This window comes from Bartonella sp. AP72JLCBS, from assembly GCF_042195705.1.
In the GTDB taxonomy this organism is placed as follows: domain Bacteria; phylum Pseudomonadota; class Alphaproteobacteria; order Rhizobiales; family Rhizobiaceae; genus Bartonella.
Genome location: NZ_JBHIOU010000015.1, coordinates 16,996 through 38,151, shown reverse-complemented (window position 1 = coordinate 38,151; position 21,156 = coordinate 16,996). Strand labels below are relative to the sequence as shown.

Genomic DNA, 21,156 nt, shown 5'->3' with positions numbered 1-21,156 from the left:
TATTTTTTTTTAAATAAAATAACCCAAACTTTACCAATAAAATATTGAACAAAAAATCCTATTTCAAGACATTATTGGCAAAATAAGAAGCGTATAAAACTTTCATGCCTGATAGCGGCGGCTTTCAGATTATAATACCCTCCCCTCACAACGATTGTAACTTTTCTTACATATCGCAAGGATGTCATGTAAAAGGCTAAAGATAGAGTACATATTATATAATCACCATTGCATAAATATCTTACACGCTTTATGCTTTTCCATGGGAGCAAAAGGAAGATGTCAATGTCATCTAAACTGACGCGTAACCAAACATTGGTTTTAAATACTTTAAAAAATGCAAAAGGGCCTTTAAGTGCTTATGCGATTCTCAATCACTTACGCGAAGAAGGTTTTCGCGCACCTCTCCAAGTTTATCGTGCGTTAGAAAAACTCGTACAGTTAAAGTGTATTCATCGTCTTGAAAGTGTAAATGCCTTTATGGTCTGTTTACACCCTGAAAACTGTCAACATGAACTTACAACGTTTATAATTTGCGAAAACTGTGGCACAGTCAACGAAATACAAGATCAAACGATTGTATCAAGTTTAAAACAGATGGTTCAAGCGGTTGACTTCCAAGCACACAAAAGCACCCTAGAAGTACGAGGTCTTTGTAAAAAATGCGCAATAAAATAAGACATCTAACTTGACAATAAGATCTCTAACTTGCAAGTTTATATATTTAGCATTATGTAGCAGGGATCGCCTTATTGTTGGAAAAGCTTTTATGGTCCGTGCATATATCACCCTACCCTAGAGTGAGAGGCTTATTGTACTCGTTAGAACATAAATATTGAAAGTATAAAATCATGTCCGTATCTGAGACCATTTTTTCAACAAAAAATCTCGATAAAATGAAACGAAAAAAAGTAATCAAGGCTCTTCTTATCGTCTTTGCGCTTTTTGTACTTTGGTTTAGCTATAAGTGGACGACGCAATGGTGTTATATGCTGTCCACTGAAGATGCCTAAACTGTGGCACAGTCCACGAAATACAAAATCAAATGATTGTATCAAGTTTAAAACAGATGGTTCAAGCGGTTGACTTCCAAGCACACAAAAGCGCCCTAGAAGTACGAGGTCTTTGTAAAAAATGCGCAATAAAATAAGACATCTAACTTGACAATAAGATCTCTAACTTGCAAGTTTATATATTTAGCATTATGTAGCAGGGATCGCCTTATTGTTGGAAAAGCTTTTATGGTCCGTGCATATATCACCCTACCCTAGAGTGAGAGGCTTATTGTACTCGTTAGAACATAAATATTGAAAGTATAAAATCATGTCCGTATCTGAGACCATTTTTTCAACAAAAAATCTCGATAAAATGAAACGAAAAAAAGTAATCAAGGCTCTTCTTATCGTCTTTGCGCTTTTTGTACTTTGGTTTAGCTATAAGTGGACGACGCAATGGCGTTATATGCTGTCCACTGAAGATGCCTATGTACAAGGAGATATAGCCGCTATTGCGACTAAATTAAATGGATATATTGAAAAAATTGCCATTAAAGCCAACCAAGTTGTAAAAAAGGACGATGTTTTATTTTACTTAGACAATGGTGATTATCAAATAGCCTTGGATCAAACAGAAGCGCATCTTGACACACAGAAAAAAACACTTCTACGCATTGATGCGCAAATCACAGCCGCTCGTAGTTCTTTAGATGATGCAAAAGCACAAAAAGCAGCCGCTTCAGCCATAGCAACCAATGCACAACTCACCTTAAAACGTGTAACAGAACTGAAAGCCAATCGTTATGCTCCTCAATCCAATGTTGATGATGCCAAATCCGCTTATGAACAAGCCATTGCGAATGTTAACAGAGCGGATGCAAAAATGGCTTCAGCACGTGCAAATATCCGAGTGCTAGAAGCGCAACGAAGTGAAACAGAAAGCGAAACAAAGAGTTTAGAGCTCTCGCGTAAAAAAGCACAACGTGATCTTGATTCGACCATTATACGAGCGCCATTTGATGGAGTTATAGGAAATTTAACAGCAAAAACGGGAGATTTTGTTGTAAATGGCCAACGTCTTGCGGCATTAGTCCCCATACATGCACTTTATATTGAAGCAAACTATAAAGAAACACAGCTACAAGACATTCATACCGGACAAAAAGCTTATATTTCTGTTGATGCCTTCGAAAATGATGTTTTTACAGGAACAGTGCTTTCTATTTCGCCCGCAACAGGCGCTGTTTTTTCTCTTCTGCCTCCACAAAATGCTACCGGTAACTTTACAAAGATTGTCCAGCGCATTCCCGTACGTATTTCTATTCCAGAAGAAGTCTTAAAAACCGGACATATCCGAGCAGGAATGAGTGTTTCAGTGAAAATTGATACACGTACAAAGCCACAAGATAAAAGTCTCTTATAAAAAAGTAGAAGATCTTACTATGACATCTTCCATACCAGAGCTCATACAGTCTCAAGAACGCATAGGAATGCGCAAAATTGTAGTTTTTATAGCTATGTCTTTTGGCATGTTTATGGCAATCTTAGATATCCAAATCGTTTCCTCTTCTTTAGCTGAAATTCAAGCGGGTCTTACAGCAAGCTCTGAAGAAATTTCATGGGTTCAAACTTCCTATCTCATCGCTGAAGTCATCATGTTGCCGCTTTCTGGATTTTTAGGAAGATTGCTTTCAACACGTGTTTTCTTCACCATATCAGCGATCGGGTTTACGATTACTTCTGTTCTTTGTGCAACAGCAACATCTATTGGAGAGATGATTTTGTATCGCGCACTACAAGGTTTTATTGGTGGAGGAATTATCCCAAGCGTTTTTGTCGCCTCTTATGTTCTTTTTCCTCCTTCCAAGCGCCCAATTGTTACCCCTATTGTTGGACTAGTAGCAACATTGGCCCCCACCATTGGTCCAACCGTGGGAGGCTATATTTGTCATCTCTCATCATGGCATTGGCTCTTTCTCATCAATGTACCCTGCGGGATTATCATCTCAATTCTCGCTTGGAAATTAATTGATTTTGATAAAGCTGATCCCTCTTTAATGAAGAAGTTTGATTGGTTAGGATTCATTTCTATGGCTACTTTCTTGGGAACTTTAGAGTATATTCTAGAAGAAGGAGCACGTCATGATTGGCTGAGTGATACGCTGATTCGGGATTTGTTCATTACCATGATTCTTGCTGCAGCCTTATTCTTCTGGCGTGCTTTTACAGTAAAAGAACCCATTGTAGATCTCTCTACTTTTTCTAATTTTAATTTTTCAGCTGCATCCATTTTTTCCTTTTCATTGGGAATAGGCCTTTATGGACTCACGTACCTTTATCCTGTCTATTTAAGCCAAATCCGCCACTTTGATGCTCTCATGATTGGAGAAACATTGTTTCTTTCAGGATTCGTCATGTTATTAACTGCCCCGCTTGCTGGATTTCTTTCAGCACGAATGGATGCACGTTTAATGATGGCAATAGGACTTTTTGGTTTTGCAATAGGTATTTGGATGGCGAGCTCTATCACAGATAACTGGGATTTTTGGCAGCTTTTTTGGCCGCAAGTTTTCCGTGGTGCTTCTGTAATGTTATGTATGGTTCCTATTAATAATATTGCCTTGGGAACACTCCCACCAGAACGGATGCAAAATGCTTCTGGACTCTTTAATCTCACCCGGAATCTAGGTGGAGCTGTAGGGCTTGCCATTATCAACACTCTCATAACAAAACGCACAGACTTCCATCATGAACGAATAGCCGAAACTCTTAACTACGCAAACAGACAAGCAACTGAAATGCTTTCAAATCTTACTGTATTATTCAAAACAGAAACCTTTGATTCCTATACTCTGGCTCTTTCTCAATTGTTTGGTATGGTACGCATACAAGCAACTATTATGGCTATTAGTGATATTTTCTTTATCATAACCATCATCTTTGGTGTTTTGACATTTATGACCATATTTCTCAAAAAAATACCACCTCTCATGGATTCACCACCAAATCACTAAGCTTAATTAAAATTGAGAAATATTTTTTATCCTTATCACTTTCCTCGTTTCCTATGCACTTTATCTTGTCTCAAGAGACAGTATAAATAAGCATATGATTCTAAATGATTCTTCTGATAAAAATTCTTTTAATGCGGGCTCTTTCCGCACTTAAAAACAACTTCTCGCATACAAAAATTGTTCTAGATGATCGGTAAACAAAGAGCTTATCTAAAGTGCTCCACACCATAAAGATAAAGCAGCCATTTCTATAAGATTTCTGATTTATCACCATAGGGCACAAAAGATTAAAAGATTCTTTGCCCTTTACTCTTTTGATTCTTACAAGAATATTCATAAAAGATTTATGATTCTTGTGATTTTTATTCACACACCTATTTCCCTTATAATGTGTAGAGCAACGTTTTTTGATTCTGAATGCAAAATTTTACATGAAAAAATCATTTTGTATTTGATCCTCTCATGCCAATTGCAAAACGATTTACCTTTATAGCAAAAAAGTAATGATATACTTTTTTTCAAAAAAGCTGCTTTTGAACATGTAATTTTATTTTTTTACACTCTTTTAAAAAAGCTGATACCTATAATTTTGATTCTACTGCTGCATATTTTTCTTTCTTAAGCCCCTTCTCTTTCAACAAGCGCTAAAATTGTATAAAATTTCTCAAAATATCTCTCTATTGAATCAATCAAAACCATTCCCTTGCACATAAAAAGCAAAGAAAAAAACTGTTTAAGAAAAAAGTAAAATATCCAACCATTTCGATGCAAGATTTATCAACGATATTGAAAACTGGAAAACTGTATGATGATAGCGACTTTAAAAGAACACAAGACAACTCAAAAATCCGGTTCCTTTAATATTATAAAATAGGACGCTATTTCAAAAAATGAGCTTAAAATATATTCCTACTCACTTAACTGAAATTATCAAAAATAAGAAACCAGCCATATAATAAAATCGCAATACAACTCCCCAAAAACTTTGTACCGCTAAATACTTTGGCTCTAGCCAAAACAGTATGCTCTCCTCAATACCAGCTGTTGAAAAACAAAATAAACATATCTTCAAGCCACTTTATGATGCTGGAAACGATTTGAAACTTCTCGTTCTCCACTAGGAACCAAAGTGCCATAACACCCAGAAAGATAATGTGGTATCAGTTCCAACGCTTGAAAGCGATGCTTTTCGTAAGGACCAGGCATTGCCAAATTTTCTGTTAAACTATTTGAAAAGCCAAAACGTTGATAAAATTCAAAATCCCCTACCAGCAAAATGGCGCCATATCCCAATTTTTTTGCTGTTTCAATTGCATGGCGGACTAAAATTGATCCTATTCCCATACCAGCACATTCAGATGCAACAGCCAAGGGGCCTAAAAGTAAAGCATGTTGTGTTTTATTTTTTCTTTTAGAAAAAGAAACATGCCAAAGACGGACACTTCCCACAAGCTCTCCAAGCGCATTTTTAACCACAAAAGAAAGTCCTTGAGCAGCTAACCGTCCACGACGTAAAGCCTCTGATGATTTACGTTTACGTCCATACCCCATCGTTGAATCAAGCAAAATTTCTCGATAAGGCTTATCGGCTTCTTGCTCCAATAAAAGTGTAAAACATGCCCCATCTTTTGTTTGAAAGTTCATCATGTTCATCTCTATAACCGCCCTCTTATAGCGCCATGACGAGCATAGCAAAAAGTCTAAAAAAACTATAGTTAAAAGGAAACCTCAGATCACATATGATCGTAAAGGCTCAAAACCATTAAAAGCAACCGATGCGTAAGTTGTTGTGTAAGCACCCGTTCCATGAATCAATATTTCATCTCCTATCGTTAGGGATAGAGGAAGCGGATAAGGTGTTTTTTCATAGAGAACATCTGCCGAATCGCATGTTGGTCCCGCCAAAATACAAGGCTCCATTACCTTATCATCATGAGGTGTCTCAATAGGATAACGAATGGCTTCATCCATAGTCTCAGCAAGACCATTAAATTTTCCAATATCAAGATAAACCCATCGTACATTATCATTATCAGCTTTTTTAGATATTAGAACAACTTCTGTACGAATAACACCAGCATTGCCAACCATCGCACGTCCTGGCTCAATAATCGTCTCAGGGATACGATTACCAAAATGCTTTTTCAATGAATCAAAAACTGCTGTACCATAAGCTTGTTCTGTAGGGACATCTTTCAAATAACGCGTTGGAAAACCGCCGCCCATATTCACCAACCTTAGTGAAATGCCTTCTTGTTCCAAGCGCTTAAAAACTGTAGAAGCATCCGATAAAGCACGATCCCACGCACTCAAATCAACCTGCTGAGATCCAACATGAAAAGAAACACCGTAGGCTTGCAAACCCAATTGGTGTGCCCGTCTTAGAACATCAACCGCCATAGCTGGAACACAACCGAATTTGCGTGACAATGGCCACTCTGCACCTTTGCCATCGGTAAGAACACGGCAAAAAACACGTACTCCTGGAGCAACACGCGCAATTTTTTCCACTTCTTCAACACAATCAACGGCATAAAGTGAAACTCCCAATGCATATGCTCGTGCAATATCACGCTCTTTTTTAATCGTATTTCCAAAAGAAATACGCTCTGGCGTTGCTCCTGCTTTTAAAGCCATTTCAATTTCTGCAACAGAAGCCGCATCAAAAGAAGATCCTAAAGAACTTAGCAAACACAAGATTTCAGGAGCTGGATTTGCCTTTATTGCGTAAAAAATACGAGACTGCGGCAGAGCTTTTTCAAAATTTAAATAGTTATCACGAACAACATCAAGGTCAACAATTAAGCATGGACCTTCAGAACGATGTGTTGCAAGAAAATCGCGAATACGTTGCGTTGCCATCTGCAATTCTCCTTGAGGGAAAGCTCCCCCACTCTATGCTTGGACAGCCAAAGCTGCCAAAAGCTAAAGGACAAAAAACACACAACAACTATCCCCATTCTGATTACAAAAAATCAGAAATTAGCATTGCATGCTGCGAAAGAACAGCGCGAAACCGCGTTATTCTATTTTATATGCCTTTTTGATTGGAGTTGAGAAAACCACTTCCGCACTGAAGGCAATGAGGTGTGCCTCTATAGTTATCCCAGCATTTAAAAACTGGAAGACACCAGAAAGGCCCGCACCGTCGTTGCTTCAAGATGTCCTCATTCTTGCAATTGGCTGTAAGAATGACTGGAGCGGTTAGTTCCAGGTACCGTACCGGTTAATCTCACCATTTGAGAACCAGCGGACACCCACAGGCACGTGCGACTTTGGGCAAGGCATCCTATAAAACGAATTCTTTCTCATTTCAATCATTTTTTTAATTTTAAACATTTTTTAATTCTTAAAGATAAAATGATGCGAAAAAACAACACTCTCCCCAGACAAAGCCATCCATCCGCTTTCATGAGATCACACCCTTACATTATCCGTACAACATAAATCACTGTCTTGCGTTTAAAGCCCCTCGTTTCTTTACCCTATTCTATCTCCTAATATCTGCAGCAGAAAATAACGCAAATAAATTACTCAAAACATTAATTTATAATGATAATTTATTATTGTACCCTTAAACAAAAATCCCATTATAAAATCCTCTTATTTCAACCCTCTTACAATGAATCAATTAAAATCATTCTTTTGCGCATCACAAATAAAAAACAATTGAAAAAAGGAGTACCTCTTATATATCCTCTCAAATGCAAAGATGACCAACATTGAAGACTGAGGATAGTAACGACTGAAGCACCATAGTCTTTAAAGATAACGTGTCCTTCCCCCAACAAAACACCATTATCTTTCTCATTTACATCCTAAAAAACATCCCTACTTCCACATTCATTTCACAGCATCGCTTAAGCAAAATATCATGAAGAATTCCCCGTATAATATAGCTTGTATGATATAGATCAACTACATCTCACCCTCTTTATACTTATGAAATTAAAAACAAACGCTCCCATTCTGTCTGCCAACTCCCAATATTGCAGAAACTCCTACATTGAAATGTTTCATAACACCTTATCTAAAATGATTTTTGTCCACACGTTGCTCCCATTTGCAACGTACAAGTGAATGAATTTTACGCGATTCGTTCTCATCTAATCTGAAAGCAACAAAGTTCACAATATTGAACTCTTTTATTCAAATGAAAATAAATTATCATTATAAATTAATGTATTATATTAAATTCTGAAATCATAAACTCCTATTATCATTTTATTTTTTCCCCCTAGCATCTGCTTTTTCATCTCCTCTTACTAATCACATCTTATTCATACGCTTTTCTCTTAAACTATAATCTCCCTCCTCTGCGCTGTTGGTGAACGGCTTTTCTATTTTAAAATGAAAAGTATCTGAAAACTCAATCCTATAAAGTCAAAGAGAGCGAACAATCTATAATGACTATTTATAAGTCAAATAATTTAACATAAACAAAAAGACCGAATAATATCCGGTCTTATAAAATATTTTTCTACCAATATTAAAAAACTCTTCTCTCTTAAATTTAAGAGAAAAACGCTACAACTTAAAACTCTACACTGCGATATCCTTATGTCCCTTGATGAGAATCAATTGCACGCAACTTCAACAATTGAAATTGCCTATGGCGCTCACGAAAGCGCTCTCTATCGGCTTCACTACGCGTGTTATAACAAGCATCACAGGAAACACCTTCCTCATAATGAGGCGATAGTTTGCTTTCAGCATTAAGAGGAGAACGACACGCGCGACATAATTCGCGTCCACATTCTTCAAGACCATGTTGAACAGAAACACGCTCATCAAAAACAAAACACTCACCCCACCATAAACTTTTCTCTTTTGGAATTTTTTCTAAATATTTTAGAATACCTCCTTTTAGATGGTAGACTTGCTCATAACCAAGATCACGAACATAAGCTGTTGATTTTTCACACCGAATACCACCTGTACAAAACATGGCAATTTTCTTTTTTTTCTTTAACTCAGCCTCATGTTTACGCACCCATTCAGGAAATTCGCGAAATGTTTTAATCTGCGGATCAATCGCTCCTTGAAAACTCCCTATTGCATATTCATAGTCATTCCGTGTATCGATTAAAATTGTCTCTTCATCTTGAATAAGAGCATTCCAATCTTCAGGATCGACATAAGTACCAACAACTTTTAGCGGATCAACCCCTTCAACCCCCATCGTCACAATCTCTTTTTTCAACCGCACTTTCATGCGATGAAAAGGCACTTTTGATGCCCATGAATATTTAATCTCCGGCGTTTGAAACGCTGGCTCAGCCATAATAAAGCCCACCAATGCCTCAATCGCATCACAAGAACCAGCAACTGTTCCATTAATGCCCTCTTGTGCTAAAAGCAGAGTGCCTTTGATATCCTTTGCTTGACATAAATCCTGCAAAGGTTTTTGTAATTGATGATAATGCTTCAAATCTGCAAAGCAATAAAGTGCAGCAACTTTAAAATTCTTTTCCATGTGTTTTGCCATAACGCGCGTTTCATTCAATTTCAAGATTTATTCATGTACTCTTTAACATATTGTGCTTAATCAAACGATACAAATAATATCATCTCCAAGAAGAAAAAATATCATGTGCCAAAAAAGAGAAAAGCTTTTATTATATCTCCAAGGACAAACTGTTATACCTGTTTTACTCATTGACAATCTACAAAGTGCTGTACCCTTAACACGCGCTCTTGTCAAAGGTGGATTAAAAACAATTGAGATCACCTTGCGAACACCAAATGCCCTCAAAGCAATTCAGAAAATTACACAAGAAGTCCCTGAAGCAATTGTTGGAGCCGGCACAATTCTCAACACAACACATTACGAAAAAGCCGAACAAGCTGGAGCCAAGTTTATTGTAAGCCCCGGATTATCCAATGAACTAATCAATTGTGCAAAAAATAGTGAAATTCCCCTTCTTCCCGGTGCAATGACCCCAAGTGAACTCATGCAAGCATTAAACAAAGGCTATTCATATCTTAAATTTTTCCCTGCTGAAGCTGCTGGGGGTATTTCCTTCATCGAAGCTTTAGCATCTCCCTTCTCTGATATCCGGTTTTGCCCAACAGGCGGTATTACACAAAAAAGTGCACCACAATGGCTCCAACTGCCCAATGTCTTCTGCGTTGGAGGTTCTTGGATAGCGCCCCAAAAACTCATTGCAATAAGTGATTGGGATTCGATTACTGCATTAGCATATACCGCATCACAACTTCCCTCTCCCTCGAAAAAAGCTCTTTCTACAATATAATGTAATGTGCAAGAATATCAGCCCCTTCAACAAGACCAAAGCTTTCACACATCCTTGCGCAATCTTTTAACATCGTCATAAAACCATAAATCATCACCCGATCTTCATTAGGATGAATTTTGCGAGTTCTATTGTTTCAAAGCCGCTTGTTTCAAAAAAGCACCCACTCTCCATAACAGTCGTAATACGCCCCATATGCTCAGAAAGCTCACGAGTGGTCATAGGATAAAATTTCAGCTGTTGTGCATATGCCCCACAATGAGTGGATCTTATTGCAAAAAGGAAACAAGATCTTTTGCACAAATTGACTCATTCTTTTCGCGCGTTATTTAAATAAGAACAACTTCTGAAAATTTTTCATAAATGTCAGGCTCACGAATAAAGCTTGCAAAAGAAAAAAAAACCGTACCGGTTTGAAAGAAGATAAAGCATCAACTTTCCCACTCATTACTCCACAAAAGCGCGCTCTACAACATAAGTAGCAGGAGCATTATTGGCCCCTTCAACAAGACCAAAGCTTTCACACATCCTTGCGCAATCTTTTAACATAGCCATGGAACCACAAATCATCACCCGATCTTCATCAGGATGAATTTTAGGAAGGCCTGTTGTTTCAAAAAAGTCCCCACTTTCCATCACAGTTGTAATACGACCCATATGCTCAGAAGCTTCACGAGTAGTCATAGGATAAAATCTCAACTGTTGTGCATACTCTCCAATGAGTGGATCTTGTTGCAAAGAGGAAACAAGATCTTTTGCATAAATTAACTCATTTTTTTCGCGCGTTGTTTGAATAAGGACAACTTCTGCAAATTTTTCATAAGTTTCAGGATCACGAATAAGGCTTGCAAAAGGAGCAATCCCCGTCCCAGTTGAAAGAAGATAAAGACGTTTTCCAGGAATAAGAGCATCAAGCACCAGCGTTCCTGTAGATTTTTTACGCATGAGAACTGTATCACCAATTTTAATTTTTTGGAGATGCTCGGTTAAAGGTCCCCCTGGAACTTTTATCGAAAAAAACTCAAGCTGTTCATCCCAAAAGGGACTTGCAATCGAATAAGCGCGATAAATCGGCTTTTCTGCATTTGGCAAACCGATCATAACAAACTCACCCGAACGAAAACGAAAACTTTCCGGACGATTCAGACGGAATTTAAATAACCGATCTGTATAGTGACAAACCTCTTGGACAGTAAGGGCGAACACATTCTCAGGAATCGGAAAATTTGCAACGCTGCTGATGCTTGACGGAACATTGGTAGCAGACGTATTCATACTCTTCCCCATATCTTTATTGAACGTTAAATTTCGAATCCTTGACGTGATATAGTACTTGCACAACCATCTGCCAACAATTTTCTCAACACAAAAGCCTCAAGGTTAACACTTTTATGTCAAAATTAAATAAATGAGTCTAGTGCACTCTATAAACGATAAAATTGATTTCACTAAAAACCAATCAAAGACTAGAAAGTAAATACTGGATACCCAATCCATCTTGAAAACAAATAATATCCAAATCAACGAGTTTTCTAAATCAACAGTTTTAATGTATCAAAAAGTGTTTACACACTGTTTTCCATTCAATAAAAATAATTTTAAGTGCATGAGACGACATCCAAAATTGCACAGATGAGTGATCTTCCCCCTCATGGTAGAAAACTTGTAACACATTGACTTAACGTGGTTAATTTAATCATTTTACCTTCTCTAAATAAGAAGCCAATGCAATATTTAATCACAACAATCACACCAGCAATAATAGTCTAACATTGCACTCTTCAAAATGATACAATACAATAAACTATGTTTATTTTTTTATATGCCTAAACGAGGGAAAATAAGTAAAAAAGTCTATGTTTTACAAATCATTAGAAGATACCATGTTGATAACAACACAAATAAAACTAAACTATCTCTTATATCCAGAGTACCATTTTACATAAAAAACGACTTTAATGGCAGCATAAGCTTCTTATGATTTTGACCATAGCAAATAGTGTCTTTCCCCTATATCGTAAAGAACCTCAATGAAACAACCAAAAAACTCCGTATTTCACGAACACAGATAAGCTTTTAAAATGAACAATTCCGTTAATGATGAAATAAATACATCACTCTATACAGCTGTCGCAACCATTGATGTCAGTGCCATTGTTGCCAATTATATCACTTTAGCCAAACGTGTAGCTCCAACACAATGTTCAGCAGTTGTAAAAGCAAATGCCTATGGATTAGGAGCTCACAAAATTGCTCCTGCCCTTTATCAAGCTGGTTGTCGCACTTTTTTTGTCGCCCAAATCAGAGAAGCACTCCAATTAAAAAGCATTTTACCATCAAATGTCACAATTGCCATTCTGAATGGACTTCCACACTTAGCAGAAGAGTTTGTCGCACAATCTGGTATTGTTCCTGTTCTAAACTCTTGGAATGCCATTGAAAATTGGCAAAAAATTTGTCAAAAAAAAGATAAAAAATTTCCAGCAATTGTTCAAATCGATACCCATATGAACCGATTAGGACTGGATCAAAAAGAATTACAAAAACTCATCAAACACCCTACAATTTTCGAAAAAGCAGAAATAAAATACATTCTTAGTCATCTTTCTAACGGAGAAGATGATACCCACCCATCAAATTATGCCCAATTGACTTCTTTCAAAACGATCCTTGCGCAATTGCCTGCTTGCAAAGTTTCCTTTGCCAATTCTGGAGGTATCTTTCTAGGATCAGATTTTTATTTTGATCTTGTTCGTCCAGGCATTGCACTTTACGGAGTTGATCCGCGGGGAAAACACCCATCACCTTTGAAACCTGTTTTAAAACTTGAAGCCCAAGTCATTCAAAGCCGCGTTGTTGATATAGGAGCACCTGTTGGTTATGCAGAAAGCTTTATAACCAACAGACCAAGCACTCTTGCAACCATTTCTATAGGCTACGCAGACGGCTGGCTCCGTACTCTTTCGAATAAAGGAACTGTTTATTTCAACGGGCACAAACTTCCCATGGTTGGGCGGGTTTCTATGGATTCCATTATTGTAGATACGACCGATCTTGAACAAAAACCTCAAACTGGTGACTGGGTAGAACTCATTGGTCCCCATCAAACAGTTGAAAAAGTATCTATAGATGCCGATACCCTTCCCAATGAAATTCTAACATCTCTTGGCTCCCGCTATAAATACATTTACACATAAAAACTCTTTAAAAAAATAAATTGATAAAAATCATCATTTTAGAAAATTGAGGGGCTTTTACAAAAGATTTTACAACAATCAACCACACAGAATGGTCATAGACACCGTACATTCACAGAAATCTCAAAACAGACAAGTTGATGGACTGTTTTATGGAAGTAGCTTTCACCTAAAATACAAAAACTTAGCCTTTTCCCATAAATTGACAAAAAAGAATCTACTACAAAGTTTTTAAAATTAATTTCCCAATTAAAATCATTCGCTTGCATACCACAAGCTGAACTATGTGTAGATAAAAATGATTTAAGAAAAGAATAATGCCTCTTATGAACCATAGTGCCAAGAGCTATAACATTAGGCGCTGGCAAAGTGTATGATAGTGCCCAGCTTACTCCGTTATGAAGCGTAAAGATAGTGGGGAATCAATGGATTTACCCTTACACCATTCACGAGCGCCGTCGCGAAATGGGATTAGGAGCGAAGTGTCTCTTTAAAACAAACACGTGAATTAACAACTCAAGTATATTCTTTTTGGAGCGTTCTGTTTTACATGAGGATCATTCCCCCACTAAAGAACACAATAAATATAAAGTATGGAGCAATGTGTAATCCCCATTATTAAAAAAATATTGCTTTAAATGCTTTTGAAAGCCGCAAAGCTGAATTAAGAGGAGATGACAAACTGAGGATTGATTTTCACCTTACGGCTTTACATTTTCCAAAATAAGATTGTCTTCCAGTTTCAAAGATTACGTCAACAGAAATACGCAATCCCCGCCCTCATCTGACAGACAAAAGCAGGAACTACTCATAAAGCTCTTTTTTTCTCAATCTCTGGCTCAAGACATGTTGCTGCATTAAGTTTGGATGTTGATTTACAGGCAACAGCTAAAGCACACGAGCTCTTAGGAAAACAACGCCGTAAAGTCACAAACTGACTTGCAATGAAGTGGAAAGATGTGCCGGCTTTTATAAGATACCTTGTAAAAAAAAACATAATACATTTGGCTTTGCGTTTGCTCATTCTGACAGGTGTTCTTACATATTTTTTCGTCATATTTACAAAAAGCAGATTAAAGAGAAATATTTAGACAATTCTTGACTCGAAAAGATGCAACAACAGAGTTTCGCGTGTCTTTATCATCAAAAACACTAAAATTGATTTTATTCTTCTACAACCAGTCGTCGTCACCTTAGTGAGAAGTAGTATGTCACAACACATGCAACAGACGGGACCCTATCCTCATAGGTTTTCACTCTCGTTTACATGAATTAGCTGGCTAGACCGATGCCGACTAGTCACTAAAACCATGTCATACGGTAGAAGACAAAGGAGAGCATGCCTATTGCCGACAAAACACAGCTTTTTGTCGACTTTTTCGATTTTGCTCATGTTATAAAAAACAATGCAAAATTCTAGAAAATAGACAAATAATTCCATAGTAACATGATCAACAAGTACAAACCCACACAAAATGTGTGGGCTTTTTTTGTTTATGCAAATAAACAAATTAAATACATATTTGTTATTTAATAGGTATTTCCCAATGGCGGGCACGAACAAATGAGCATTCTGTCTCCCGCAACATTATCAATACGCGATACAGGAGGCCAATATTTATTGGCTGGATCAAGAGAACTGTTGGGAAAAGCAGCTTCTTGTCGCGAATAGGGTCGTACCCAAGCATCATCTAAAGTATCAGCCACTGTATGAGGGGCATTCACCAATGGATTATTGTCTTTTGGCCAAACCCCATTCCCAACTTTTTTCGCTTCTTCAGCAATAGAGAGTAAAGCATCACAAAAACGATCAATCTCTGCTTTTGGTTCTGATTCCGTTGGCTCAATCATTAAAGTTCCCGGAACAGGGAACGACATCGTAGGCGCATGGAATCCATAATCAATGAGACGTTTTGCAATATCATCAACACTCACCCCATACTGCTCTTTCAACACGCGTGTATCCACAATACATTCGTGAGCAACACGTCCATGCTTGCCCCGATAAAGAATGGAATAAGCAGCTGAAAGACGTGCAGCAATATAATTGGCATTTAAAATGGCTATTTGTGTTGCATATTTTAAGCCATCAGCCCCCATCATTCGAATATACATCCATGTAATTGCAAGAATAGACGCACTTCCATAAGGAGCAGCAGAAACCGCATGTGTTGTCCCATCCTGTTCATGACCTGGTAAGAATGGTTTGAGATGCGCTGCAACTCCAATTGGTCCCATACCAGGACCACCACCACCATGAGGAATAGCAAATGTTTTATGAAGATTCATATGACAAACATCAGCGCCAATATCCGCAGGACGAGCAAGACCCACAAGGGCATTGAGATTAGCACCATCAAAATAAACTTGTCCGCCATTTTCATGAATAATAGAACAAATTTCCTTAATACTTTCCTCATAAACACCATGGGTTGAAGGATAAGTAATCATGAGAGCGGCCAATTTATCTTTATGCAATTGCGCTTTCATCTTGAGATCGTCTACATCAACATCACCATCGCTTAAACATTTTACCACAACGACTTCCATCCCTGCCATATGGGCCGAGGCTGGATTGGTACCATGCGCAGATGCAGGAATAAGACAAACTGTACGTTGATGTTCTCCCCGTGATTGGTAATATCGTCGGATAGCCAAAAGACCAGCATATTCCCCTTGAGCACCAGAATTTGGCTGAAAAGAAACTTGCGCAAATCCTGTAATTTCACACAACCACGCATTTAACTGGTTGATCATCTCCAAATAACCCGCTGCATCCTCTTGTAAAACAAAGGGGTGTATATTGGCCATGCTCGCCCAGCTCACAGGCATCAATTCAGCAGCTGCATTAAGCTTCATTGTACAAGAACCAAGAGGGATCATAGCGCGATCCAGCGCCAAATCCTTATCCGCTAAACGACGCAAAAAGCGCATCATATCTGTCTCTGAATAAACCGCATGAAAAAAAGGCTGAGAAAGAAAAGCAGCATCCCGTTTTTTTCCAAAGAGTCGTGGAGAAACCTTATCAACGAGTTGTGCCCCCAAAAGCTGCGCTAAAGCACCAGCATCTTCTTCTGTTGATAATTCATCAAAATTGATTGCAATAGTGTCATCATCGAGAACACGAATAAGGCGCCCACCTATTTTGGCTTGATGCGCAATTTCTCGCGCTTTTCCCTTAACAGAAATACTCACACAATCAAAAAAGCTTTTCCCTTCAACATGAACCCCTGCGGCTTCTAAACCAGCAACAAAACGACATGTTAAATGATGAATTCGCTGCGCAATTTCTTGTAAGCCTTTTGGCCCATGCCAAACAGCATAAGCGGTTGCCATATTAGCCAACAAAGCCTGCGCTGTACAAATATTTGACGTCGCTTTATCGCGCCGAATATGTTGTTCACGTGTTTGCAAAGCTAAACGAAAACCAACGCGTCCTTTGGTATCCACAGATTGACCAACAATACGCCCTGGAATAAGACGCGTTAACGCATCACTCACGGCAAGGTAACCAGCATGTGGACCACCAAATCCCATCGGAACGCCATAACGCTGCATAGTGCCAACAACGATATCTGCCCCCCATTGAGCAGGTGGCTCCTGAAGAGTAAGCGCTAAAGGATCAGCTACAACGATAACTAAAGCTCCCTTTTCCTTTGCCTCTTTTATGATCTCACTGTAATCATGAAAAGAGCCTTTTGTATCTGGCCAAGACAAAACAATTGCCGCTGTATCAGGATCAATTTCGCCATTTTGGCTAATCTGAATCCCTTGTGTTTCAGCACGCGTTTGCGCAACACTCAAAGTCTGAGGATGTAAAAGACTCTGAAGAGAAATTTTTGTTTTTTTCTCACGGAAAAAGCGAACAGCAAGGGCATTGGCTTCAGCTAAAGCAGTTGCTTCATCAAGAAGGGAAGCAGCAGAAACAGGCAAACCTGTTAGTTCACTAACCAATGTCTGAAAATAAAATAAAAGCTCTAAACGACCTTGGCTAATTTCTGCTTGATAAGGCGTATAAGCAGTATACCAAGCAGGATTTTCAAACAGATTTCGTAAAATAACCGGAGGCACATAAGTTCCATGATATCCTTGCCCAATAAAACTTTTGTGCACATGGTTACGCTCCATCATCTTGGAGAGTTCTTCCAAGGCTTGTCCTTCACTAGCAGCCTCTGGAAGATTCAGTGAACGTCCCAAATGGATAGAGTGTGGAACAGCTTGAGAAATAAGTGTCTCAACACAATCAAGCTCTAAAACATCAAGCATTTTTTGTGTTTCATCAGGACGCAGCCCAATATGTCGAGAAGAAAAAGAACGCTCGATCATGGTACTCATCCAATCAAAGCCTTATAAGCATCTTTATCTAACAACCCCTCCAGTTGTGTCTCATCCTGCAATGTCATTTTCCATAACCAGCCTTCTGTTTCGGGTTTCTGGTTTACCAGTTCAGGATTATCAGCCAAGGCTTCATTTATTTCGACCACTTCACCATCAAGAGGAGCATAAACATCTGAAGCCGCCTTCACTGATTCCACAACAGCCGCCGCCTCTCCTTTGGAAAGTTTTGTTCCACTTTGTGGTAAATCAACAAAAACCAAATCCCCTAATTGCTCTTGCGCATAATGCGTAACCCCAACAGTCACCACCTGCCCTTCAACGCTAAGCCATTCATGGTCATGTGTAAAATAAGTTTTAGACATAAAAAATCATCCTTTAAAATAACGTTGTTCAACAAAGGGAAGAGAATGAACTGATAATACAATCTTTTTGCCTCGCAGTTCTGTAAAGACTTGTGTCCCTTCAACTTTAAAATCAACAGGAACGTAACCCATCGCGACAGGACCATCAAAAGAAGGACCAAAACCACCTGATGTTACAATGCCAATCTCATTACCTTGATCATCAAGAAGCACCGCACCGGCACGAATAGGTTGACGCGTTTGCGGTTTTAATCCAACACGACAACGAGCCGGTCCTTTTTGCAGTGCTTCAAGAAAAGCCTTCGCACCATAAAATTGTGCTTTTTCTCGAACACTTTTAGGAACAGCCCATATTAGAGCCGCATCAATAGGTGTCGTATCAGGGGTAATATCATTTCCATGCAAACACAGCCCCGCTTCCAACCGCAAGCTATCGCGTGCGGCAAGCCCAATCCACTCAACACGAGAATCACTCAGCAATTTTTCAGCCAACATATGCGCATGCCCTATAGGCAAAGCAATTTCAAAACCATCCTCTCCCGTATAACCAGAACGCGTTATAAACCAATCCTGTTGTGGTTCGAATCCTTGCATAAAGAACAATTCATTCCCTGGTAAATCGGCATCAGCAAGAACAGCGGCCGCTTCAGGACCTTGAAGCGCAAGCAATACCCTTTCAAGGGCAATCACTTGACATTCAAAATCAACCGCACGCTTTTCCAATTCTAAAAAATCAGCCTGTGCATTCCCAGCATTGGCGACCAACATAAAACGACCCTCTTCCAAACGGGTAATAATAAGATCATCAAGAATACCAGCCTGCTCATTAAGCAAATAATTATACCGTGAATGCCCAATCTTTAAAGCTGCTGCATCAATGGGAAAAGCATAGGACAAAAATTCCACAGCTTGTGCCCCTTCAACCGCAATCAATTTCATATGAGAAATATCAAAAAGTCCTGCATGTGCACGCGTATGAAGATGCTCTTTTAAAACGCCAAGAGGATAAGTTAAAGGCATGTTCCAACCCGCAAAAGCACCAAATTTTGCTCCTGCTTTTTCATGCAAATCATATAAAGGAAGTGTTTTTAAAAAAGATGTTTCTTGTGCTGTGCCCATAATAACTCCAAAGCTGCGCTAACGCCCATAGAATATGGTCGTCTCTGCCCCCTCTGTCATCAACCTGAGAGACTCGCGAAAAGATTTTTCGCTTACACCTTCGGCGCGGGTTCTCCCGACTTTCCAGATCTGCCTTCTTCCTTTTACGGTCCTTAAAGCCTGAGAGATTATGGGCTATTTCCCCTTCGGCGGCAATGCGAAAATTTGCAATTTGCACTCTCCCGCAAAAGAATGAAAGAAACGATAACGCTCTTTCCAGCATATTTAAACCTATAGCCTATCTTCATCACACTGTCATTAGTAAAGTGATGAAAATGTTCTCATTTTAAAACTTGCATAAGCTCCTTCAAAAGATTTATAATAGTGTCCTTTTGAACCTTACAAAAATTGCAAGCAACACATTTTAGGAAATTTAAGACAAAAATCAAAAGCTATAAACAAAAACACCTCTTGAAAATCATGCAAAACGTCACACACTAAAAAGATCGCAAAGCAATACTCTTTCGCGCGCAGTTCAACCTTAAAAATAGGGTTTCATATTCTTTTTGAGAATAAGGACTTCAAATATTTTATAAGTATGATTTTAATGCACAAGAAGTAGGTTTTCTGCTTTCTCAATAGTGTCATAAATAGCGACTATTTACAGACTAAAACTACCGAACAAAGGTGACAAAATACTCATGAAAGCTGGTAATATCTCTTACAATTGCGAAAATGATCTTCCAAAGCAAATTGCTCTTTTTCCTTTAGAAGGTGCACTCTTACTACCCGGTGGTTTTTTATCACTCAATATTTTTGAACCAGAATCACTTGAAATGATTGAAAATGTTATGGTAACTGATCGTCTATTGGGCATTATTCAACCACTTTCATCGGATACAGATCGCTTCTCTACACAACTTTATAAAACAGGCTGTATAGGGCGTATTACAAACTACAGTGAAACAGGAAACGGACAACTGTTCATTATCTTACAAGGTGTTTGCCGCTTCACTTTAGAACAAGAATTGAAAAACACAAAATCCTATCGAACAGCTCTCATCCAATCAAACATAAAAGACTTGCAAGAATTTGATATTGAAGAAAGCATTAACCGAGAGAACTTACTCGACGTTGTAGAAAAATATCTAACCATACATGAAATGGAATATAATTGGAGCAGCATCATAGAAGCCCCTACACCTATATTGGTTAATGCTTTTTCAGCTCTTATCCCCTTTACACCAGCAGAAAAACAAGCTCTCCTTGAAGCTCCAGATATCGAAAGCCGTGCCCAAACTCTTCTTGCATTAACAGAACGCTCGCTCATGAAACAAACAGGAACAGATTACCGCTTAAACTAATGAATGTCCAAACATGAAAAAAATGACCACAGATCCAAAAATGCTCGAATTGCTCGTCTGCCCAATGACGAAAGGTACTCTCTCTTTCAACCGAAAAACACAAGAGCTCATTTCTCTCAAAGCCAAACTTGCCTACCCTATTCGTGATGGCGTTCCCATTATGCTTGCCTCAGAAGCGCGCCCTTTGCAAAACAATGAAGAAATAACGCATAAAAAATAAAAAACCCTCATGCAATTTTCCTCTACAAGCCCACTGTTATCAAGTCTCTATCAATATGATATCTCAATATTTACGATTTCTGAAAAAAGAATTTTACAATAAAGATATTTATATCGCTTTACACCTTGTAACAAAAGCCAAAAATATCATCAGATTCTCTCATTCCAGCCTGTTCATACTGAAGCAATCAAAACCATTCGCTTGCACCACACAAGCATCTGAATAAAAATGGCTCTTATGAACTTCTTAAAAGCAAGAATTATAATAACATTTTGAACCAACTCAGGTAAATGAAATTTATTATATTAAAC

14 protein-coding genes, 3 pseudogenes and 1 riboswitch are annotated in these 21,156 nt (G+C 38.4%); of the genes and pseudogenes, 9 read left to right on the top strand and 8 right to left on the bottom strand.

Going from position 1 to position 21,156, the window contains the following annotated elements; translation table 11 throughout:
• Positions 1–285 precede the first annotated feature (285 nt).
• From ACFILO_RS07995 to ACFILO_RS07975, 5 genes and pseudogenes are all read left to right on the top strand, one after another.
• Positions 286–678, top strand: a complete 393-nt coding sequence (locus ACFILO_RS07995) for a Fur family transcriptional regulator (RefSeq protein ID WP_375629863.1) — start codon at positions 286–288, stop codon at positions 676–678.
• A 173-nt stretch (positions 679–851) separates the two neighbouring features.
• Positions 852–1,010: pseudogene (locus ACFILO_RS07990) on the top strand (HlyD family secretion protein); the annotation flags it as partial.
• A pseudogene (locus ACFILO_RS07985) lies at positions 1,007–1,150 on the top strand (transcriptional repressor); the annotation flags it as partial. The pseudogenes ACFILO_RS07990 and ACFILO_RS07985, both read left to right, overlap by 4 nt.
• Before the next feature lie 173 nt (positions 1,151–1,323).
• Positions 1,324–2,418, top strand: a complete 1,095-nt coding sequence (locus ACFILO_RS07980; RefSeq protein ID WP_375632520.1) for an HlyD family secretion protein — start codon at positions 1,324–1,326, stop codon at positions 2,416–2,418.
• A gap of 19 nt (positions 2,419–2,437) precedes the next feature.
• On the top strand, positions 2,438–4,009 hold the full coding sequence (locus ACFILO_RS07975) for a DHA2 family efflux MFS transporter permease subunit (protein WP_375613634.1): 1,572 nt from the start codon (positions 2,438–2,440) through the stop codon (positions 4,007–4,009).
• A 1,068-nt stretch (positions 4,010–5,077) separates the two neighbouring features.
• On the opposite strand, the gene ACFILO_RS07970 is transcribed toward ACFILO_RS07975, so the two are convergent.
• The 3 genes from ACFILO_RS07970 to ACFILO_RS07960 all read right to left on the bottom strand — a co-directional run bounded on the left by ACFILO_RS07970 (position 5,078) and on the right by ACFILO_RS07960 (position 9,485).
• Complete coding sequence (locus tag ACFILO_RS07970; protein ID WP_375653837.1) at positions 5,078–5,662, bottom strand: GNAT family N-acetyltransferase; 585 nt, start codon at positions 5,660–5,662, stop codon at positions 5,078–5,080.
• A 75-nt stretch (positions 5,663–5,737) separates the two neighbouring features.
• On the bottom strand, positions 5,738–6,871 hold the full coding sequence (locus tag ACFILO_RS07965; protein WP_375632522.1) for a type III PLP-dependent enzyme: 1,134 nt from the start codon (positions 6,869–6,871) through the stop codon (positions 5,738–5,740).
• A 1,696-nt stretch (positions 6,872–8,567) separates the two neighbouring features.
• Positions 8,568–9,485 (bottom strand): rhodanese-related sulfurtransferase, encoded by a 918-nt coding sequence (locus tag ACFILO_RS07960; protein WP_375678100.1) that lies wholly within the window; start codon positions 9,483–9,485, stop codon positions 8,568–8,570.
• A gap of 115 nt (positions 9,486–9,600) precedes the next feature.
• Between ACFILO_RS07960 and eda the strand changes: the two genes are divergently transcribed.
• Positions 9,601–10,266, top strand: a complete 666-nt coding sequence (eda, locus tag ACFILO_RS07955) for a bifunctional 4-hydroxy-2-oxoglutarate aldolase/2-dehydro-3-deoxy-phosphogluconate aldolase (RefSeq protein WP_375613637.1) — start codon at positions 9,601–9,603, stop codon at positions 10,264–10,266.
• Here the strand turns inward: eda and ACFILO_RS07950 are convergent.
• Both ACFILO_RS07950 and ACFILO_RS07945 read right to left on the bottom strand, forming a co-directional pair.
• Positions 10,245–10,679, bottom strand: a pseudogene (locus ACFILO_RS07950) (ferredoxin--NADP reductase); the annotation flags it as partial. The gene eda and the pseudogene ACFILO_RS07950 overlap by 22 nt on opposite strands.
• 34 nt (positions 10,680–10,713) lie before the next feature.
• Entirely contained in the window at positions 10,714–11,541 is an 828-nt protein-coding gene (locus ACFILO_RS07945) for a ferredoxin--NADP reductase (protein WP_375612296.1), read from the bottom strand.
• A gap of 806 nt (positions 11,542–12,347) precedes the next feature.
• On the opposite strand from ACFILO_RS07945, the gene alr reads away from it, so the two are divergent.
• Positions 12,348–13,463, top strand: coding sequence for an alanine racemase (gene alr / locus ACFILO_RS07940; RefSeq protein ID WP_375678099.1), 1,116 nt, complete (start codon positions 12,348–12,350; stop codon positions 13,461–13,463).
• 1,530 nt (positions 13,464–14,993) lie between these two features.
• On the opposite strand, the gene gcvP is transcribed toward alr, so the two are convergent.
• From gcvP to gcvT, 3 genes are read right to left on the bottom strand one after another with little or no spacing between them, the layout of a single operon-like run.
• Positions 14,994–17,789: an aminomethyl-transferring glycine dehydrogenase gene (gene gcvP, locus ACFILO_RS07935; protein WP_375678101.1), complete on the bottom strand. Its 2,796-nt coding sequence runs from the start codon at positions 17,787–17,789 to the stop codon at positions 14,994–14,996.
• A 5-nt stretch (positions 17,790–17,794) separates the two neighbouring features.
• Positions 17,795–18,163 (bottom strand): glycine cleavage system protein GcvH, encoded by a 369-nt coding sequence (gcvH, locus tag ACFILO_RS07930; RefSeq protein ID WP_375612294.1) that lies wholly within the window; start codon positions 18,161–18,163, stop codon positions 17,795–17,797.
• Positions 18,164–18,169: 6 nt separating this feature from the next.
• Complete coding sequence (gene gcvT, locus ACFILO_RS07925; RefSeq protein ID WP_375613638.1) at positions 18,170–19,282, bottom strand: glycine cleavage system aminomethyltransferase GcvT; 1,113 nt, start codon at positions 19,280–19,282, stop codon at positions 18,170–18,172.
• A gap of 136 nt (positions 19,283–19,418) precedes the next feature.
• Positions 19,419–19,516: riboswitch (glycine riboswitch) on the bottom strand.
• Positions 19,517–19,962: 446 nt separating this feature from the next.
• Between gcvT and ACFILO_RS07920 the strand changes: the two genes are divergently transcribed.
• Positions 19,963–20,625 carry an LON peptidase substrate-binding domain-containing protein gene (locus ACFILO_RS07920; protein ID WP_375610818.1) on the top strand — a complete coding sequence of 221 codons (663 nt, stop codon included), beginning with the start codon at positions 19,963–19,965 and terminating at the stop codon, positions 20,623–20,625.
• 13 nt (positions 20,626–20,638) lie between these two features.
• The gene (locus ACFILO_RS07915) at positions 20,639–20,845 is read left to right on the top strand and encodes a Trm112 family protein (RefSeq protein ID WP_273791466.1); all 207 of its coding nucleotides are present in this window, start codon (positions 20,639–20,641) and stop codon (positions 20,843–20,845) included.
• Positions 20,846–21,156 lie beyond the last annotated feature (311 nt).